19 protein-coding genes are annotated in these 19186 nt (G+C 62.7%); 15 read left to right on the top strand and 4 right to left on the bottom strand.

Annotation, left to right across the window (positions count from 1 at the left end; all coding sequences use genetic code 11):
• Positions 1-17: 17 nt before the first annotated feature.
• Together mscK and selO are read left to right on the top strand one after the other, a co-directional pair.
• Positions 18-3395 (top strand): mechanosensitive channel MscK, encoded by a 3378-nt coding sequence (gene mscK / locus C4J84_RS02385; protein WP_124434865.1) that lies wholly within the window; start codon positions 18-20, stop codon positions 3393-3395.
• Positions 3396-3443: 48 nt separating this feature from the next.
• Entirely contained in the window at positions 3444-4907 is a 1464-nt protein-coding gene (gene selO, locus C4J84_RS02380) for a protein adenylyltransferase SelO (RefSeq protein ID WP_124369338.1), read from the top strand.
• A gap of 4 nt (positions 4908-4911) precedes the next feature.
• Here the strand turns inward: selO and C4J84_RS02375 are convergent, their stop codons facing one another.
• Both C4J84_RS02375 and C4J84_RS02370 read right to left on the bottom strand, forming a co-directional pair.
• On the bottom strand, positions 4912-5313 hold the full coding sequence (locus C4J84_RS02375; protein WP_124369337.1) for a type II toxin-antitoxin system HigA family antitoxin: 402 nt from the start codon (positions 5311-5313) through the stop codon (positions 4912-4914).
• A complete protein-coding gene (locus C4J84_RS02370) occupies positions 5310-5606 on the bottom strand; it encodes a type II toxin-antitoxin system HigB family toxin (RefSeq protein WP_124369336.1) in 297 nt (98 codons plus the stop codon). Before C4J84_RS02370 ends, C4J84_RS02375 begins: the two co-directional genes overlap by 4 nt.
• 223 nt (positions 5607-5829) lie before the next feature.
• Here C4J84_RS02370 and trxC point away from each other — a divergent pair, with 223 nt between their 5' ends.
• Complete coding sequence (trxC, locus tag C4J84_RS02365) at positions 5830-6264, top strand: thioredoxin TrxC (protein ID WP_124369335.1); 435 nt, start codon at positions 5830-5832, stop codon at positions 6262-6264.
• Between the two features lie 128 nt (positions 6265-6392).
• On the opposite strand, the gene C4J84_RS02360 is transcribed toward trxC, so the two are convergent.
• On the bottom strand, positions 6393-6614 hold the full coding sequence (locus C4J84_RS02360; protein WP_124369334.1) for a DUF6124 family protein: 222 nt from the start codon (positions 6612-6614) through the stop codon (positions 6393-6395).
• Positions 6615-7085: 471 nt separating this feature from the next.
• Complete coding sequence (locus C4J84_RS02355) at positions 7086-7856, bottom strand: ParA family protein (RefSeq protein ID WP_124434864.1); 771 nt, start codon at positions 7854-7856, stop codon at positions 7086-7088.
• 315 nt (positions 7857-8171) lie between these two features.
• On the opposite strand from C4J84_RS02355, the gene C4J84_RS02350 reads away from it, so the two are divergent.
• The 12 genes from C4J84_RS02350 (at position 8172) to C4J84_RS02295 (ending at position 19165) form a co-directional block, all read left to right on the top strand.
• Positions 8172-8891, top strand: coding sequence for a beta-ketoacyl synthase chain length factor (locus C4J84_RS02350; protein ID WP_124369332.1), 720 nt, complete (start codon positions 8172-8174; stop codon positions 8889-8891).
• Positions 8867-9679 carry a 1-acyl-sn-glycerol-3-phosphate acyltransferase gene (locus C4J84_RS02345; protein ID WP_124369331.1) on the top strand — a complete coding sequence of 271 codons (813 nt, stop codon included), beginning with the start codon at positions 8867-8869 and terminating at the stop codon, positions 9677-9679. Before C4J84_RS02350 ends, C4J84_RS02345 begins: the two co-directional genes overlap by 25 nt.
• The gene (locus tag C4J84_RS02340) at positions 9657-9932 is read left to right on the top strand and encodes a phosphopantetheine-binding protein (protein WP_124369330.1); all 276 of its coding nucleotides are present in this window, start codon (positions 9657-9659) and stop codon (positions 9930-9932) included. Before C4J84_RS02345 ends, C4J84_RS02340 begins: the two co-directional genes overlap by 23 nt.
• 9 nt (positions 9933-9941) lie before the next feature.
• On the top strand, positions 9942-10196 hold the full coding sequence (locus C4J84_RS02335; protein ID WP_003209389.1) for an acyl carrier protein: 255 nt from the start codon (positions 9942-9944) through the stop codon (positions 10194-10196).
• Positions 10193-10738 carry a hypothetical protein gene (locus tag C4J84_RS02330; RefSeq protein ID WP_124365556.1) on the top strand — a complete coding sequence of 182 codons (546 nt, stop codon included), beginning with the start codon at positions 10193-10195 and terminating at the stop codon, positions 10736-10738. The genes C4J84_RS02335 and C4J84_RS02330 overlap by 4 nt, the downstream gene beginning before the upstream one ends.
• Complete coding sequence (locus C4J84_RS02325) at positions 10735-12402, top strand: acyl-CoA synthetase family protein (RefSeq protein WP_124369329.1); 1668 nt, start codon at positions 10735-10737, stop codon at positions 12400-12402. The genes C4J84_RS02330 and C4J84_RS02325 overlap by 4 nt, the downstream gene beginning before the upstream one ends.
• Before the next feature lie 171 nt (positions 12403-12573).
• The gene (locus tag C4J84_RS02320; RefSeq protein ID WP_124369328.1) at positions 12574-13308 is read left to right on the top strand and encodes a glycosyltransferase family 2 protein; all 735 of its coding nucleotides are present in this window, start codon (positions 12574-12576) and stop codon (positions 13306-13308) included.
• On the top strand, positions 13305-14240 hold the full coding sequence (locus tag C4J84_RS02315) for a glycosyl transferase (RefSeq protein WP_124369327.1): 936 nt from the start codon (positions 13305-13307) through the stop codon (positions 14238-14240). The genes C4J84_RS02320 and C4J84_RS02315 overlap by 4 nt, the downstream gene beginning before the upstream one ends.
• The gene (hutH, locus tag C4J84_RS02310; protein ID WP_124369326.1) at positions 14224-15765 is read left to right on the top strand and encodes a histidine ammonia-lyase; all 1542 of its coding nucleotides are present in this window, start codon (positions 14224-14226) and stop codon (positions 15763-15765) included. Before C4J84_RS02315 ends, hutH begins: the two co-directional genes overlap by 17 nt.
• Positions 15758-16183, top strand: a complete 426-nt coding sequence (locus C4J84_RS02305) for a thioesterase family protein (protein WP_124369325.1) — start codon at positions 15758-15760, stop codon at positions 16181-16183. Before hutH ends, C4J84_RS02305 begins: the two co-directional genes overlap by 8 nt.
• Positions 16180-16863 (top strand): outer membrane lipoprotein carrier protein LolA, encoded by a 684-nt coding sequence (locus C4J84_RS02300; RefSeq protein WP_124369324.1) that lies wholly within the window; start codon positions 16180-16182, stop codon positions 16861-16863. Before C4J84_RS02305 ends, C4J84_RS02300 begins: the two co-directional genes overlap by 4 nt.
• Entirely contained in the window at positions 16847-19165 is a 2319-nt protein-coding gene (locus tag C4J84_RS02295) for an MMPL family transporter (RefSeq protein WP_124369323.1), read from the top strand. Before C4J84_RS02300 ends, C4J84_RS02295 begins: the two co-directional genes overlap by 17 nt.
• The last annotated feature ends 21 nt before the right edge of the window (positions 19166-19186 follow it).

Raw genomic sequence — 19186 nt, 5'->3', positions numbered from 1 at the left:
TAGCTCGACCGGTCTCTATGCCAACCCTGCGCACTTTTCTCGCTACTGCCCTGCTGGGCCTGACTCTTTGTGTTGGCACCGTTCACGCGGCCGACCCGCCCAGCGCCGACGCCGTCCAGCAAACCCTGGACAAACTGCCCGACCGCAAGCTGCCCGACGCCGACATGAAGGCGTTGCAGAGCATCCTGCAACAGACCCTGACGTTCCTGGCTAACAAGCAAGAGTACGAGCAGCGCCTGGCAGACCTCAAGCGCCAGCTGGAAGATGCCCCGCGCCAGACGACGGACAACCAGCGCGAGCTGACTCGGCTCAAGGCCACCAAAATCATCCCGGTGGCCCAACGCTACGCCAGCCTGCCCGTGCCGCAGCTTGAACAATTGCTGGTGCAACGCACCACCCAGCAAGGTGATCTGCAAAAAGAGCTGGCCGACGCCAATAGCCTGACCATCGCCGCCCAAACCCGCCCCGAGCGCGCCCAGACCGAGATCAGCAGCAGCCAGACGCGCATCCAGCAGATCAATGCGACCCTCAAGACCGGCAAAGACAACGGCAAAGCCCTCAGCGCCGACCAGCGCAACCAGCTCAACGCCGAACTCGCCGCCCTGAATGCGCTGATCCCCCTGCGCCGCCAGGAACTGGCCGGCAACAGCCAGTTGCAAGACCTGGGCAACAGCCAGCACGACCTGATCCAGGAAAAAACCGCGCGCCTGGAGCAGGAAATCCAGGACCTGCAAACCCTGATCAACCAGAAACGCCTGGCCCAGTCCCAGCAGACGGTGACCCAACAGTCCATCGAAGCGCAGAAAGCCGGCGGCAGCAGCCTGCTGGCCACGGAAAGCGCGGCCAACCTGAAGCTCTCCGACTACTTGCTCAAGAGCACCGACCGCCTCAACGACCTGACCCAGAAAAACCTGCAGACCAAGCAGCAACTGGACACCGTCACCCAAAGCGATTCGGCGCTGGACGAGCAGATCAACGTGCTCAAGGGCAGCCTGCTGCTGTCCAAGATCCTCTACAAGCAGAAACAGGCGCTGCCACGCTTGACTGTCGACCGTGACCTGGCCGACGACATCGCCAACATTCGCCTGTACCAGTTCGAGGTCAACCAGCAGCGCGAGCTGATCAGCTCGCCCAGCGCGTATGTGGATAACCTGCTGGCCAACCAGCCGCCGGACGAGGTCACCCCGCAATTGCGTCGCACCCTGCTGGAACTGGCAATTACCCGCAGCGACCTGCTGGAGCGCCTGAGCCGTGAACTGAGCGCGCTGCTCAACGAATCCATCACCCTGCAACTGAACCAGAAACAACTGCTGAGCACCGCCACCACCCTGCGCGCCACGCTCGATGAACAGATGTTCTGGATCCCGAGTAACAAGCCGCTGGACACCGAGTGGCTGGAAACCGTACCGGCGCACCTGAGCAAGCAAATCACCACCCTGCCCTGGGCCTCCAGCGTCAGCGAACTGTATGACGGCCTGACCCAGCGCCCGTGGCTGTTCCTGCCACTGCTGCTGTTGATCGGCGCGCTGCTGTGGCGGCGCAAGGCGCTGTATCAGCGCCTCAACAAAGTTCACCTGGACATCGGTCACTTCAAGCGCGACAGCCAGTGGCACACGCCGCAGGCGATCCTGATCAATATCCTGCTGGCGATGCCGGTGTCCCTGGGCCTGGCGCTGTGCGGCTATGCGTTGCAGATCGACGCCCGTGGGCAAAACGCCAACCTGGGCTCGGCTTTGTTGCAGATCGCCCAGGCGTGGCTGGTGTTCTACACCGCTTACCGCATCCTGGCGCCCGGCGGCGTGGCCGAGTTGCACTTTCGCTGGGAAAAACCCCAGGTCGAATTCCTGCAAGGCTGGGTACGCAAGCTCGGGCTGGTGGTACTGGCCCTGGTGGCCGTGGTCGCCATCGCCGAGCACCAACCGGCGGCGCTTGCCGAAGATGTGCTGGGCATCGCCGTGGTCCTCACCTGCTATGCCTTGATGGCGTGGTTGCTCAGTCGCCTGCTGCTGAACAGCCCCACCCATGAAAAAGCCTCGCTGTTTCGCAAGACGATCGGGCTGGTCTTCACCGCCCTGCCCGTCGCATTGTTTATTGCCGTGTGCTTTGGCTACTACTACACCGCACTGAAACTCAGCGACCGCTTGATCAACACCCTGTACCTGCTGATGTTCTGGCTGGTAATCGAAGCCACCTTCGTGCGCTGGCTGAGCGTTGCCGCCCGACGCCTGGCCTATGCGCGCGCCCTGGCCAAACGCCAGGCCGCCAAGGAAGCCGGTGAAGGCGAAGCGGTGGTGGAAGAGCCCACCCTGGACATCGAAAAGGTCAACGAGCAATCCTTGCGCCTGATCCGCCTGGCCTTGCTCGGGGGCTTTATCGCAGCCCTGTACTGGGTCTGGTCGGACCTGATCTCGGTATTTTCCTACCTCGATAACGTCACGCTGTACGAATACACCAGCGGCACCGGCTCGAATATCAGCATGGTGCCGATCAGCATCGGCGACATGCTCGGCGCGCTGATCATCATCGGTATCACCTTCGCCCTGGCACGCAACCTGCCCGGTCTACTCGAAGTATTGGTGCTGTCCAAATTGGAGCTCGCACAAGGCAGCGCCTATGCCACCACGACGCTGCTGTCCTATGTGATTGCCGGCGTAGGTTTTGTCTCCACCTTGTCCACCCTGGGCGTGAGCTGGGACAAGTTGCAATGGTTGGTGGCCGCGCTGTCGGTCGGCCTGGGCTTCGGCATGCAGGAAATCTTCGCCAACTTCATCTCCGGCATCATGATCCTGTTCGAACGCCCCGTGCGCATCGGCGACACCATCACCATCGGCAACCTGTCGGGCACGGTGAGCAAGATCCGCATTCGCGCCACCACCATCACCGATTTCGACAACAAGGACATCATTGTCCCGAACAAGACCTTCATTACCGGGCAACTGATCAACTGGTCGTTGACCGACACCATCACTCGGGTCACCTTGAAACTGGGCGTGGACTACGGCTCCGACCTGGATCTGGTGAAGGAATTGTTACTCAAGGCCGCCAAGGAAAACCCACGGGTACTGAAAGAGCCCGAGCCCCACGTGTATTTCCTCAACTTCGGCGAAAGCACCCTCGACCACGAGCTGCGCATGCATGTGCGCGACCTGGGCGACCGCAACCCTGTGCTGGACGAGGTCAACCGCTTTATCAACCGTGAGTTCAAGAAACAGCACATCAACATCTCGTTCCGACAGATGGAGGTGTACCTGAAAAACATGCAAGGCCAGGAATACAAACTGGTCCCGGTGGAAGACGAGCGCAAGACCATCGTCGCGCCCGAGCAGGACACCCCCGAGCCGCCCGCCGGAAAGGTCGCAGACGCGCCTGAACCACCGCCGAGCAAACTCGACTAACGAATTACCCCCAGCAAAACGCTGGGGGCATCCTGCTGGAGATGGCCGGTGAAAGCCCTCGACGAACTGACCTTCGACAACCGCTTCGCACGCCTGGGCGATGCGTTCTCAACCCATGTGCTGCCCGAGCCCCTGGACGAGCCGCGCCTGGTGGTGGCGAGCAACGCCGCCATGGCCCTGCTCGATCTCGACCCGGCCACGGCCGAAACGCCCGTGTTTGCCGAACTGTTCGGCGGCCACAAGCTGTGGGCCGAAGCTGAACCGCGGGCGATGGTCTATTCCGGGCACCAGTTCGGCGGCTACACCCCGCAACTGGGCGATGGCCGAGGGTTGCTGCTGGGCGAGGTGTATAACCAGGCCGGCGAGCATTGGGACCTGCACCTCAAGGGCGCCGGCATGACGCCCTACTCGCGGATGGGCGACGGGCGTGCGGTATTGCGCTCCTCGATCCGTGAGTTCCTCGCCTCCGAAGCCCTCCATGCATTGGGCATCCCCAGCAGTCGCGCCTTGTGCGTGATCGGCTCCAGTACACCGGTATGGCGTGAAAAACAGGAACGCGGGGCGATGGTGTTGCGCCTGGCGCCCAGCCATATCCGCTTCGGGCATTTCGAATATTTCTATTACACCAAGCAGCCCGAACAGCAGGCCGAGCTGGCTGAACACGTATTGAACCTGCACTTCCCCGAGTGCCGCGAGCAGCCGGAGCCTTACCTGGCGATGTTCCGTGAAATCGTCGAACGCAATGCCGAGATGATCGCCAAATGGCAGGCGTATGGCTTCTGCCATGGCGTGATGAACACCGACAATATGTCGATCCTGGGCATCACCTTCGACTTCGGGCCGTTTGCGTTTCTGGATGACTTCGATGCGCACTTCATCTGCAACCATTCCGATCATGAGGGGCGTTATTCCTTCAGCAATCAGGTGCCGATCGGGCAGTGGAACCTCAGCGCGCTGGCCCAGGCGCTGACGCCGTTTATCAGCGTTGACGCCCTCAAAGAAGCCCTTGGCCTGTACCTGCCGCTGTATCAAGCGCACTACCTGGACCTGATGCGTCGCCGGCTGGGGCTGACGACCGCCGAAGACGACGACCAGCAGCTGGTGGAACGCTTGCTCAAGCTGATGCAGAACAGCGGCGTGGACTACACGCTGTTTTTCCGACGTCTTGGCGATGAGTCGGCAGCCTTGGCAGTCACGCGGCTACGCGATGACTTTGTCGACCTGGCCGGTTTCGATGCCTGGGCCGACCTGTACAAGGCCCGTGTTGCCCGGGACGGGGACGACAGCGAGGCACAGCGCCGTGAACGCATGCATGCCGTGAACCCGCTGTACATCCTGCGCAACTACCTCGCCCAAAACGCCATCGCCGCTGCCGAGTCAGGCGATTACAGCGAAGTGCGACGGCTGCATGAGGTGCTGACCAAGCCGTTTGAAGAACAAGCGGGGATGGAGCAGTACGCACAACGGCCGCCGGATTGGGGCAAGCATTTGGAGATTAGTTGTTCGTCTTGACCTCTTAGATAAAGGTCTCCACAGACACCCCGAAACGCTCGGCCAGCCAACGAATCTGGCGGACGTTGAGCTGGCGTTTCCCGCTCAATATTTCCGAGACGACTGATTGCGCGCCAACGCCCGGAAGGTCGCTCTGGGTGAGATCGTGCTCGCGCATCATGTAGCGCAGCACATCGACGCCGCTGGCGACGGGCATTGGACGATGCTCACGATCATAAGCTTCGATCCAGTCGCTCAGAATGTCGACCAGGCTCATCAGCGGGCTGTCCTCATCTTCACCCACCAGGCTCAATAGTTCATCCAAACCGCACACCAGTGCGTCGTAGTCTGCCTCGTTTTCCGGCTTGCGCAGCACAGGCGAAACGAACTGCCAGTGCTCTGCCGCCACTCGCATAAGTGCGCTCATCTGATTTTTTCCTTCCATTTGTCCTTCTCATAATCGCGATGGTCAAGCAGGTGCTTGATGTAAACGCGCTGCATTCGATACTGCACCGACGCAATCAACCTCAGCTTGTTACCGCCAATATCAAACACATGAAATTCACCTACCTTGTCCGTGGCAGGAAACATGGTTTTCATTGCGGCGAAGTCCTTGGGGGCGTTGCGTTTGATCACGCGATACCACTGATCCAACGCTGTTGCCGAGCGCGGCCATTTTCCCTTTGCTTCCCAGATCCTGCTTTCACTGATGACTCGCATGCAACGTCCTTATCGCATCTTGCTATGGAGGTTAAACCTGAATTCGAACTATCGCAATTTGCTATAGCCGCAAACAGACCGGTGGCGCACACCAGGAAGCCTAGACAGACGATTCACCGCAGCGCGGGTAAAACTGTGAGCGAATGAGACGCTGCACCCAGCCTTGATAAATCTCCGCTCCAGCACCACATACAACCTATTGGCCAGTCCCCAGGAGCCTCCGATGTCCGAACCTCTCGTAATCCCTTGCCCACATTGCAACGGCCTCAACCGCATCCCCGGCGAACGCCTGGGTGATGCGCCGAAATGTGGGCGCTGCAAGCAGCCTGTGTTGTTGCGCAAACCCTTTGAATTGAAACAAGGCGACTACGCCAGCCAGATCAAGGGTGACCTGCCGTTGCTGGTGGATGTGTGGGCGGATTGGTGCGGGCCGTGCAAGTCGTTTGCGCCGGTATTTGAACAGGCCGCCGGTCAGCTGGAAGGCAAGTGCCGGCTGGCCAAGCTGGACAGCGAGGCCAATCAGCAGTTGTCGGCGCAGTTGGGGATTCGCTCGATTCCCAGTTTGATTCTGTTCAAGAATGGCCGCGAAGTAGCACGCCAGAGTGGGGCGTTTCCGTTGCCGCAATTGATGAGTTGGTTGCGTAGTCAGGGCGTTTAACCCGATCAGGAAAGCACCACAGGACAGTGTGGGAGGGGGCTTGCTCCCGATAGCGGTGGGTCAGTGACACTTAAGTGCCTGACACTCTGCCATCAGGAGCAAGCCCCCTCCCACATTTTGACCGCGTTTCAGCCTTGGACCAGTGGGGCTTGGCGGTCCATCATTTGGCTGACCAGCATGACGCCAAGCTCACTCAATTGATGGATAGCCAAGGCCACATCGCGGTGTTCGCCGGTGAGGTCGTTGGATAGATTGAGCAATAAGGTGCGGACTGAGGCGAAGGTTTCGTAGCTGTTGAGCACGAGGGTTTCGGTGGGCAGGTTGGGTGTAACGGTATAGAGGTTAACCATGAATCGTCTCCGGGTAGAAGCCGCAACCAACCCGCTACTAAACGGAGGGTGGCAGCTGTACGCAGGTTAGTAGACCGGGGAGACTCAACCGGCGCGCCCGAAAGCGCCCTCCGTACAGCCACCATCAAATTCAGGAGAGTCCTGACCGACGATTTACCGTACGTCTCACCACGGGCTACTAAACCCGATCACTGAACATTCAGCGACCGGCAAACCTTAGAGATGCCCATCCAGACGCACAAGCCGGCGGATTCTGGCGTAGCTGTAGGCAACGACACAAGACCCAATCCCTTGCGCCAGACCCTTCCTACAGACCATGTGGGAAAAATCCAAATACCCCTGCTCGATCGCTATCCAAAATGTGGGAGGGGGCTTGCTCCCGATAGCGGTGGGTCAGTGACACTTAAGTGCCTGACACACCGCTATCGGGAGCAAGCCCCCTCCCACATTGGGTCTATGCAGCCCTTAAGATCAGGCGCTTTCCAGCAGGTTATGCAGTTCCACAAACTGCAGCGTCAGCTTATGCCGTGGGTCCAGATGGATCAGCGGCTTGCTCTCCTGGTGCGACTCGCGCATGCGCACGGAGCTGGCCAGGTACACCGGCAATACCGGCAAGCCTTCGGCAATCAGTTCATTGAGGATCTGCTGCGGCAGGCTCGCCCGGGCCTGGAACTGGTTGACCACAATGCCTTCGACTTCCAGGCCTTCGTTGTGGTCTTCCTTCAATTCTTCGATTTCAGCCAACAGGCCATACAAGGCCTGGCGCGAGAAGCTGTCGCAATCAAAGGGAATCAGCACACGATCAGCGGCAATCAGCGCCGACACCGCATAGAAATTCAACGCTGGCGGCGTATCCAGGTAAATGCGGTCGTAATCCTCGCTCAGCTCGTCCAACAGCTTTCGCAGCTTGTTGATCTTGTGCTTGGCCTCAAGCTTGGGCTGCAGGTCTGCCAGTTCCGGAGTGGCCGTGATGACGTGCAGGTTGTCGAACGGCGTTTCGTAGATATCCACCTTGTTTTTCTTCGAAAATGGCCCGGAAGACAGGGTTTGCTTGAAAAAGTCGGCGATCCCCATGGGGATATCGTCGCCAGTCAGCCCGGTGAGGTACTGGGTGGAGTTGGCCTGTGCATCGAGGTCCACCAACAGGGTTCGATAACCTTCGCTGGCGCTGACCGCCGCCAGGTTGCAGGCGATGCTGGACTTGCCCACGCCGCCTTTCTGATTGAACACCACGCGCCGCATGGGAAAACCTCCGTGTATCAATGAATGACCGAGTGTAGAGCGCAAAAGCGCCGGTTAGCTACCTCGTTCATCCATACGCTGTGTCTGGCCCACAAATGAATGGGAACGCTCCGACAATCCAGTTCGGCCCTCTATCGCGCACAATTTGTGAATCCGTCCAATTTATTTGTGATCCGTCGTGAACAAATTTTTACCAATATTTGCTAGAAGCCCACGGCACCGGGATAATGCGCGCCATTCGGCCATTGCCCTCTGTCCCGGAATCCGGGGCCATTGGCCGCACATGGAAGCCCGCAGGGGCGGGATAACTTCTCAGTGATCAACTTCAACATCGCCCAATGGCGCGCCTGGGCCCCTGGCCTGGAGCGTGCGGACGACTGGCTGGCCTGGTGCCGGGACCCGGTGTTGCTGCCCGCCAGCGATGCCTCTCCGGATGTGTCATTTTTGCCAGCCATGCAGCGCCGGCGCTTGAGCCGTCTGGCGCGCATGGCATTCAGTGTGGGCTGGCCGCTGGCCGAAGGCCGTGAAGCGCTGCCGCTGGTGTTTGTTTCGCGCCACGGCGAGACCCCGCGCACCCTCGACATCCTCAGTGACCTGGCCAACGAACAGCCGCTGTCGCCGACCCAGTTCAGCCTGTCGGTGCACAATGCGGTGATTGGCCTGTGGTCGATCCTGCGCAATGAAACCAGCGAAATGACCGCCCTCGCCGCCGCCGGCGATGGCCTCGAACACGGCCTGCTCGAAGCCGCCGCGTTGCTCAACGAAGGCGCCCCGGCGGTATTGCTGGTGATTGCCGAGGAACAACCGCCCGAGGCGTATGCCAGCTGGATCGCCGACGTGCCCTTCCCCTACGCCCTCGGTCTTTTGCTCACGCCCGGCGACGAGTGGCAACTGGAACTAAACAGCAGCGCGGTCCAACTCACTCAAACCCAGTGGCCCCACGCCCTGAACCTGCTGCGCACCCTGCTGACCGAACAGGGCGCCTGCCAACATGCCTGGAAGAACCGAGTATGGAACTGGCGACGCAAATCCTGACCGACAAACCACGGCAGGCCTATTACTGGCGCCTGTTCGCCACCGCCACCAGCTTCTTTATGTTCGGTGTCGGCGGGCTGTGCCTGCGCCTGCTGGTATTCCCGCTGCTCAGTTGCCTGCCGGGCGACGCCAGGCAGCATCAACGACGCGCACGTCACACCATCAGTTGCCTGTTCTGGTTTTTTATCCGGATGATGAAGTTTCTGGGCATCCTCACCTACAGCGTCGAGGGTACGGACAAACTCGGCCGCCCCGGCCAGATGATCGTCGCCAACCACCCGTCGCTGATTGACGTCGTGTTCCTGATCGGCCTGATGCGCCAGACCAATTGCGTGGTCAAGCAGAGCCTGTTTCAGAACCCGTTCACCCGCGGCCCGGTGCGCGACGCCGGCTATATCAGCAACGACGGCAGCGCCGACATGCTGGACGCGGCGGCCGACGCCCTGCGCGCAGGCCAGACCCTGATCATCTTTCCCGAGGGCACCCGCACCACACCCGGTGCGCCACCTGCCTTTCATCGCGGCGGCGCGGCCATTGCGCTGCGGGGTGCGACAATCATCACCCCAGTGGTGATCAAGGTCAGCCCCACCACCCTGACCAAGGCCGAGCCCTGGTATCGCATTCCCAGATGCCGATTCCACTTCAGTTTGCGCGTGGGTGCCGATATAGAACCACAGGCGTTCGCCGCACTGGGCCCCGCGCCCCAGGCGTCACGCAAGCTCAACGATTACCTGCATCACTATTTCATTAAGGAGCTCGCCGAAGATGAGCGACCAACACCGCCTTAGCCTTGAGCACGACATAAAGACGCTGATCATCGAGGCCCTGGGCCTGGAGGACATCAGTGCCGACGACATCGGCAGCGACCAGACGCTGTTCGGCGAAGGCCTGGGCCTGGATTCGGTCGACGCCCTGGAACTGGGCCTGGCCATCCAGAAAACGTACGGCATCAAGATCGACGCCGACGCCAAGGACACGCGCAATCACTTCACCAACGTGGCCAGCCTTGCGGCATTCGTCACGGCCAGACAGGCAGCTTGAGACCGGACCATGCAAACTCGTGACGATATTTTCAACACCCTGCGCGACGCCTTGGTGGAACTGTTTGAACTGGAACCTGAACGCGTCACCCTCGATGCCAACCTGTACCAGGACCTGGAAATCGACAGCATCGACGCGGTGGACCTGATCGACCATATCAAGCGCCAGACCGGCAAGAAGATCGCCGCCGAAGAATTCAAGGCGGTGCGCACCGTGAATGACGTGGTTGAGGCGGTGTACCGTCTGGTCCAGCCCGCCGCATGAGCCGGCTGATCGGCCTCGGCCTGCTGCTGGCGGGGCTGCTGTACCCCTTTGCGGTGTATTACGGCACCGAGCATTTTGCGCCATGGCAATTCGGCCTGCTGCTGGGCAGCCTGTGGCTGCTGCGCGCGCTCACCGCTGCACGCCGCCCCGGCAGTCGCTGGATGGCGGTGGTGGTGATTGTGTTTTGCCTGGCGCTGGCCTGGTTCGATAACCCGCAGTGGCTGCGTTGGTACCCCAGCCTGGTCAGCGCGTTCATGCTGGCACTGTTCGGCCTGAGCCTTAAATACGGGCCGCCGATGGTCGAACGCCTGGCGCGCATGAGCGACCCGCAGTTGCCGCCGCACGCGATTGTGTATACGCGCCGGGTCACCGTCGTGTGGAGTGTGTTTTTCCTGGGTAATGGCCTGCTCGCCGCCGCCCTCACCCTGTGGGCGCCGCTGAGCTGGTGGACGTTGTACAACGGCTTGATCGCCTACGGGCTGATGGGGCTGTTGTTTGCCGTGGAATGGCTGGTACGACAAAGGGTTCGAGGCCGCGTATGAAAGGTTTGAAACTTGAGCATCTGCTGCTCGAGCCGCAGGAACACCGCCAGGTCACTATTGAGCCTGCGCTGAATCATGCTCAACTGGTGGAGCAATCCCTGCGCCTGGCGGCAGGCCTGCAGGCGCGTGGCATACAGCGCCTGGCGGTGCACCTGGAAGACGCGGGCGTGCTGGCGATTGCCCTGCTCGGCGCCTGGCGTGCCGGGGTCAGCGTGCTGCTGCCGGCCGACCTGCAACCCCAGACCCGCCAACGCTGGGCCGCCGCCGTGGATGCCTGGCTGACGCAGGCGTCGGACCTGCAAGCGCTGTATCACACGCCACTGAGCCCAGCCGCACTCGACCTGGATAGCTGCCAACTGAGCCTGTGCACCTCCGGCTCCAGCGGTGAACCCAAACGCATCGACAAGTCCCTGCGCCAGCTGGCCAATGAGGTCCAGGCGCTGGAAGCGCTGTGGGGCGCCGACCTGAAAGACGCCTGCATCATCGGCAGCGTCGCCACCCAACATATCTACGGCTTGCTGTTCCGTGTGCTGTGGCCGCTGTGCGCCGGGCGCCCCTTTGGGCGCAGGCAGCTGGCATTCCCGGAAGACATGCAGCGTGCCAGTCGCGAGCATCCGCACTTCGCCTGGGTGGCCAGCCCGGCATTGCTCAAGCGCATGGGCGATAACCTCGACTGGCCGGCGCTGAGCCAGGTCTCCCGGGTGTTTTCCTCCGGCGGTGCCTTACCTGTCGACGCCGCCGCCAGCCTCTACGACCGCTTGCAGCAATGGCCGACGGAAATCCTCGGCAGCTCGGAAACCGGCGGTATCGCCTGGCGCCAGGGTGCCCAGCCGTGGCAGCCGTTTACCGACGTACAGCTGAGCCAGGATGCCGACGGTGCCCTGCGCATTGCCTCGCCTTACTTGCCCGAAGGGCATATCGAACAGACCGCCGACGCCGCGCGCATCCATGCCGATGGCCGCTTCGAACTGCTCGGGCGCCTGGACCGCATCGTCAAGCTGGAAGAAAAACGCATCGCCTTGCCGATGCTCGAACAGGCCTTGATGAACCATCCATGGGTCGCCGACACCCGCCTGGGCGTGGTGCAGGAAAACCGCGCCTCACTCGGCGCCCTGGTGGTGATGAGCGCCGAGGGCCTGCATGCCCTGCGCAACCAGGGCCGGCGCACGGTGACCCAAACCCTGCGCCAGCACCTGAGCCAGCATTGCGAAGCCCTGGCCTTGCCGCGCCGCTGGCGTTTGCTGCGCCACCTGCCGCTCAACAGCCAGGGCAAGCTGCCCCAGGCCGATACCGAGGCGCTGTTGCTGGCGCCGCGCCCCAAGGCGCCGGAGGTGCTGGCGCAGGTCGAAACCGACGGCGAGTGGACGTTGCAACTGAGCGTTCCGCCGGACCTGGCCTATTTCAGCGGGCATTTCCCGGTGACGCCGGTTCTGCCCGGTGTGGTGCAGGTGGAATGGGCCTTCAACCTGGGCCAGCAATTGCTCGACCTGCCGACGACGTTCGCGGGTATGGAAGTGCTCAAGTTCCAGCAACTGGTGCGCCCCGGCGATCACATCGAATTGCACCTGCGCTTTGACCGCGAACGCAGCAAGTTGTACTTCGCCTACCGCAATGGCGCCGCCGCCTGCTCCAGTGGGCGGATAGTGCTGGAGCCTGCCAAGTGAATAGGCTTTTGTGGCGAGGGAGCTTGCTCCCGCTGGAGTGCGCAGCACTCCCGACTCAGGCACCGCCATTTGCCAGGATGAATTCGTTCGCCTGCATTGGGGCTGCTTCGCAGCCCAGCGGGAGCAAGCTCCCTCGCCACAAGATGAGCGACAACCTTGAGAAGGTCCACCATGCATAACCCCTGCGCCCTGATCCCGGTCTACAACCACGAAGCCGCCGTGCCCGCCGTGGTCCACAGCCTGCTGGACAGCGGCCTGCCCTGCCTGCTGGTGGACGACGGCAGCAGCGCGGCCTGCGCGGCGGTGCTGGCCCAGTTGGCGACGCTGGAACATGTCACCCTGCTGACGCTGCCCCGCAACCAGGGCAAGGGCGGCGCGGTCATGGCGGGCTTTCGCGAAGCCGCGCGGCTGGGGTACACCCATGCCCTGCAGGTGGATGCCGACGGCCAGCATGACCTGCGCGAAGTCGAGACTTTCATCGACACGTCGCGCCGGCACCCCGACGCCGTCATCTGCGGCTACCCCGAATACGACGACAGCGTGCCCAAAGGCCGCCTCTACGCACGCTACCTGACCCACGTGTGGGTGTGGATCAACACCCTGTCGCTGCAGATTCGCGACTCGATGTGCGGCTTTCGCGTGTACCCGCTGGCCCCCACGCTGGCGCTGATGGACTCGGCCTACATTGGCACGCACATGGATTTCGACTCGGACATCCTCGTGCGCCTGGCCTGGCGCAACCAGCCCATGCGCTGGCTGCCGACCCAGGTGCATTACCCCGCCGACGGCCTGTCGCACTTCCGCCTGTTCCGCGACAACCTGCGCATCAGCGCCATGCACACGCGGCTGTTCTTCGGCATGCTGGTGCGCGCGCCGGCCATCCTGTGGCGCCGGTGGCAGGCATGAGCGACAGCGGTAAACACTGGGCCGACCGCGAGGAGCGCGGCAGCTTCTGGTTGATGAAACTCACGGCGGTCGCGGCAAAAGTCCTCGGCCGCCGCCTGTTGAGCCCGTTGCTCTACAGCATTGTGTTGTACTTTTTCCTGTTCGGCCGCACCGCGCGCCAGAGCGCCTGGCACTACCAGCAGCGCCTGGCGCAGTGGAGCGGGCGTGATGACCTGCTGCCGAGCCACAGGACGGTCTTTGCCCAGTTCATGGCCTTCGCCGACTCACTGCTCGACAAGCTGGACGTGTGGAACGGCAAGCTGCGCCTGGAACAGATCGACATCAACGACCCGGCGCAATTACGCGGCCAATTGCGGGGCGAGCGCGGGCAGATGCTGGTGGGCGCGCACCTGGGCAACCTGGAAGTGTGCCGCGCCCTGGCGGAAATCGGCGAACGCGTGACCATGAATGTGCTGGTGCACACCAAGCATGCCGAGCGTTTCAATCGCCTGCTGGGCGAAGCGGGCGCGACCCACTTGCGCCTGATCCAGGTCAGCGAGCTGGACCCGGCCACCATGCTGCTGCTCAGCCAGCGCCTGGACGACGGCGAATGGCTGGCGATTGCCGGCGATCGCATCCCGCTGCACGGCGGGCGCACGGTGTGCGTGGATTTCCTCGGGCATGCAGCCGCGTTCCCCCAAGGTCCGTGGCTGCTGGCCGGCCTGCTCAAATGCCCGGTCAACCTGCTGATGTGCCTCAAGCACCAGGGCCGCTATCGCCTGACCATCGAGCCCTTCGCGCAATCGATTGAATGGAAGCGCAGCACCCGCGAGCAGGTCATCGCCCTGTGGACCGCCCGCTACGCCACGCGCCTGGGTGAGTTCTGCCTGCAGGCGCCTCAACAGTGGTTCAACTTTTACCCTTTCTGGAAGACCGATGACGACGCCTCTTGAGCCGATCACCTTTGGCGAACGCCCCCTGCGCATCGAAGACGTACTGGCCCTGGCCAACCGTCAGGTGCCTACCTGCTTGCAGAACGATGCCGCGTATCGCCAGCGCATCGCCAAGGGCGCGCAGTTTCTTGACTCGCTGCTGGACAAGGAAGGCGTGATCTACGGCGTGACCACCGGCTACGGCGACTCGTGCGTGGTCGCGGTGCCGTTGCACCATGTCGAAGCGCTGCCGCGTCATCTCTACACCTTCCACGGTTGCGGCCTGGGCAAATTGCTCGACGCCCAAGCCACCCGCGCCGTGCTGGCGGCGCGCTTGCAGTCGCTGTGCCACGGCGTGTCCGGCGTGCGTGTGGAATTGCTGGAGCGCCTGCAGGGGTTCCTCGAACACGATGTGCTGCCGCTGATTCCAGAAGAAGGCTCGGTGGGCGCCAGCGGCGACCTGACGCCGCTGTCGTATGTGGCGGCGACCTTGTCCGGCGAGCGTGAAGTACTGTTTCGTGGCGAACGGCGCCAAGCCGCCGACGTGCACCGCGAACTGGGTTGGCAGCCGCTGGTACTGCGGCCCAAGGAAGCCTTGGCATTGATGAACGGCACTGCGGTGATGACGGGCATTGCCTGCCTGGCCTTCGCCCGCGCCGACTACCTGCTGCACCTGGCCACGCGCATCACCGCGCTCAATGTGGTGGCGCTGCAAGGCAACCCGGAACACTTCGACGAACGCCTGTTCGCCGCCAAGCCCCACCCCGGGCAGATGCAAGTTGCCGCCTGGCTGCGCCAGGACCTGGCTATCGATGCACCGACTGCACCGCTGCACCGCCTGCAGGACCGCTATTCGCTGCGCTGCGCGCCCCATGTGCTCGGCGTGCTGGCCGACAGCCTGAATTGGTTGCGCTCGTTTATCGAAATCGAGCTGAACAGCGCCAATGACAACCCGATCATCGATGCCGAAGCCGAACGCGTGCTGCACGGCGGGCACTTCTACGGCGGGCACATCGCTTTTGCCATGGACAGCCTCAAAACCCTGGTGGCCAACGTCGCCGACCTGCTCGACCGCCAACTGGCGCTGCTGGTGGACGTGCGTTACAACCACGGCCTGCCGAGCAACCTGTCGGGCGCGCCGGCCGACCGCGCGATGATCAACCATGGCTTCAAGGCCGTGCAGATCGGCACCAGCGCCTGGACCGCCGAAGCGCTGAAAAACACCATGCCGGCCAGCGTGTTTTCGCGCTCTACCGAGTGCCATAACCAGGACAAAGTGAGCATGGGCACCATCGCCGCCCGCGATGCGATCCGCGTACTGGAGTTGACCGAGCAGGTTGCCGCCGCCACCTTGCTCGCCGCCAACCAAGGGGTATGGCTTCGCGCCCAGGCCGACGATGCCCGGCCGTTGCCACCGGCGCTGGCGGCGATGCATGAAGCGCTGGCCAAGGATTTCCCGCCGGTCATTGAAGACCGCGCCCTGGAAGGCGAACTGCGCCTGTGCCTGCAACGTATTGCCGCGCAACACTGGAGGCTGCATGCGTAGTCCCGGCGTATTGCACAGCGACACTGAAATCCTCGTGCCGTTTTTCGATATCGACTCGATGAACGTGGTGTGGCACGGGCATTACGTGAAATACCTGGAAGTGGCGCGCTGCGCGCTGCTGGACAAAATCGGCCACAACTACACCGCGATGCTCGAAGCCGGCTACGCCTGGCCGATCATCGACATGCAGCTGCGCTATGTGCGCGGCGCGACCTTCGACCAAACCCTCAACGTGCGCGCCAGCCTGGTGGAGTGGGAGAATCGCTTGAAGGTGAATTACCTGATCACCGACCTCGCCAGCGGCGAACGCCTGACCCGCGCCAGCACCGTGCAAGTGGCGGTAGAGATCGCCAGCCGCGAGATGCAACTCGCTTCCCCCAAAATATTCACCGACGCCGTAGAAAGGGCCTTGAAATGAGATCCCCTGTAGGAGCGAGCTTGCTCGCGAAGATCGCCAACGATAACGCGCTGCACCTGACGCCCCGCAGGGCCCTCAGGTTTTTCGCGAGCAAGCTCGCTCCTACAGTGGCCGCCGCGTTGCTGAGCTTCAGCGCCCACGCCTTCGACCTGCAACAGCTCAGCGATCAACTAGCCAAACCCCGCGTGATCCACGGCAACTTCATCCAGGAAAAACACCTGCGCGCCCTGCCCCAGCCGCTGGTCAGCAAAGGCACCTTCGTGCTCGCCAAGGACCACGGCTTGCTGTGGCTGTTGAAGACCCCGCTGCAACAGGACTACCGCATCAGCGCCCAGGGCATCGCCCGGCGTGACGCCAACGGCTGGCAATTGCTGCCGAACAAGAGCGCCGGCGCCGAGCAGAATCGCCTGTTCCTTGCGGTGCTGCAGGGCGACAGCAGTGGCTTGCAACGTGACTTCGAACTGCAACTGCAAGGGCAAGCCCAGCAATGGAAGCTGACGCTGATCCCGCGTTCGCTGCTGCTCAAGCAGGTCTTTACCCAGATCAATATCGACGGCGGCGAGCTAGTCAATACCATTGAGCTGCTGGAAACCCAGGGCGACAGCACGCTGCTGCGCATGCAGGACAGCAGCGCCGACCAGCCATTGAGCATTGCCGAGCAACATGACTTTGCCCAGTGAGCGCCTGCTGCCGCGCCTGTTCCTGACCCTGCTGGCGGCCGTATTGGCCCTGGCCGGCTGGCAGTGGCGCGAGGGTGCGCCGCTGTCGGCCAACCTGATGGAACTGGTGCCCGGCAGTACGCCGGACGCCTTGGAGCTGCAAGCCGAGCAGCGCATGCAGGAGCCGCTGAACCGCGAGATGCTGGTGCTGGTGGGGCACGCCGACCGCCAACGAGCGCTGGCCGTGGCGCAGCAACTGGCCGAGCGCTGGCAAGCCAGCGGCCTGTTTGAAAAGGTGCAATGGAACCTGCAAGCCGACTTGCCGGCGCTGCGCGAACAGCTGCTGCGCGGCCGCCTGGCGATGCTTGCGGCCAAGGACCGCGAGCAACTGATCGAACAGCCTGAGGCCTTTATCCAGCAGCGTGTGCAGTCGCTGTTCGACCCCTTTACCGGCTTCAGCCTGGTGCCGAGCCAGGACGACTGGCTGGGCCTGACCGGGCGCATCCAGAACAGCCAGCCGCAACACGGGGCGGTACAGCTGGATATCGGCAGCGGCGCGCTGATCGCCGATGCCGACGGCAAAAGCTGGGTGCTGCTGCGGGCGCGCACCACCGGCAATGCGTTCGATATGAAACTGCCGCTGCAAGTGGCCGATCTGCTCCAGGCCAGCCGCGCCGAGGCAGGCAAGCAAGGTGTGCAACTGCTCGCCGCCAGCGGCTTGCTCTATGCGGCCAATGGGCAGCAGCAAGCCACGCGGGAAATCACCTGGGTCGGCGGCGGCGCAACCGTGGGCATCCTGCTGTTGCTGCTGCTGGCGTTCCGGCGCTGGCGGGTGCTGCTGGCGTTCGTGCCGGTCGTGGTCGGCATGCTGTTTGGCGCCGTGGCCTGTGTGGCGCTGTTCGGCCATATGCATGTGATGACCCTGGTGCTGGGCTCGAGCCTGATCGGCGTGGCGGTGGATTACCCGCTGCACTACCTGTCCAAAAGCTGGAGCCTGCAACCCTGGCGCAGTTGGCCGGCATTACGCCTGACCCTGCCAGGGCTGAGCCTGAGCCTGGCCACCAGTTGCATCGGCTATCTGGCCCTGGCCTGGACGCCGTTCCCGGCGCTGACACAAATCGCGGTGTTCTCCGCAGCCGGTCTGGTCGGTGCTTATCTCTCAGCCGTGTGCCTGTTGCCCGCGCTGCTCAGCGGTGTGGAACTGCGCCCGGCACAATGGCCGCTGCGCATCGCCGAACGCTTGTGGCAGTGGCGGGCTGCATTGATCAAGCGCGTACCAGGCTCGGTGCTGCTGGTGTGGGTGCTGTTGTTCTGCGCCGGTGGCCTGTGGCAGCTGAACACTAAAAACGATATCCGCCAGTGGATCGGCGCACCGCCGCAATTGTTGCAGGAGGCCCAGGCCGTGGCGCGCATCACCGGGTTCCAGCCCACCAGCCAGTTCTTCCTGGTGCGCGCCGAGACTCAGCAGCAGTTACTCGAACGCCAGGCCGCCCTCGGCCAGCGCCTGGATCAACTGGTGAATATGGACAAGCTGCAGGGTTACCTGGCGCTGAATCAGCTGGTCAACCTGCCCGCCGAACAACAGCAACTGCGCGCGGCGCTGGATACACTCGCGCAGCATTGGCAACCGCTGCTGGACCTCGGCGTGCCCGCCGCCGCGCTGCAGGCCGAAGTCGCGCAGTTGCAGGCGCTGCCCACCGAAGACATCGACGCCGCGCTCAAAGGCCCGCTGGCCGAGCCATGGCGTACGCTGTGGCTGGGCCCGGTAGACGGCGGCGTGGCGGCGATGGTCAGCCTGCAAGGCTTGAACAACCCGGCCTTGCTGCGGGTGCAGGCCGTGGACTTGCCCGGCGTGCAACTGGTGGATCGCCTGGGTGACTTGAACCGCGTGTTCGCCGACACCCAAATCAGCGCCGCCGAGTTGAAGTTGCTGTCCTGTGTACTGATCGTGGTGCTGTTGATGCTGCCCTTCGGCTTCATCGGCGCCTTGCGCATCGTCGCGCTGCCGCTGCTGGCGGCGCTGTGCAGCCTGGCCAGCCTCGGTTGGCTGGGGCAGCCGCTGACCCTGTTCAGCCTGTTCGGCCTGCTGCTGGTCACGGCCATCAGCGTCGATTATGCGATCCTGATGCGCGAGCAGATCGGCGGTGCTGCCGTGAGCCTGCTGGGAACCTTACTGGCCGCGCTGACCACTTGGTTATCGTTCGGCCTGCTGGCCGTCTCCAGTACCCCGGCAGTGAGCAATTTCGGCCTGTCGGTCAGCCTCGGCCTGGCATTCAGCTTTATGCTGGCGCCCTGGGCCGGGCAACAGAAACACGCCTTATGAATGTGATTATCGCCAAAGCGG

The sequence above is a fragment of the Pseudomonas sp. R11-23-07 genome (assembly GCF_003852295.1).
Classification (GTDB): domain Bacteria; phylum Pseudomonadota; class Gammaproteobacteria; order Pseudomonadales; family Pseudomonadaceae; genus Aquipseudomonas.
The sequence above is the reverse complement of the archived record's forward strand: the minus strand, read 5'-3'. Positions and strand labels throughout refer to the sequence as shown.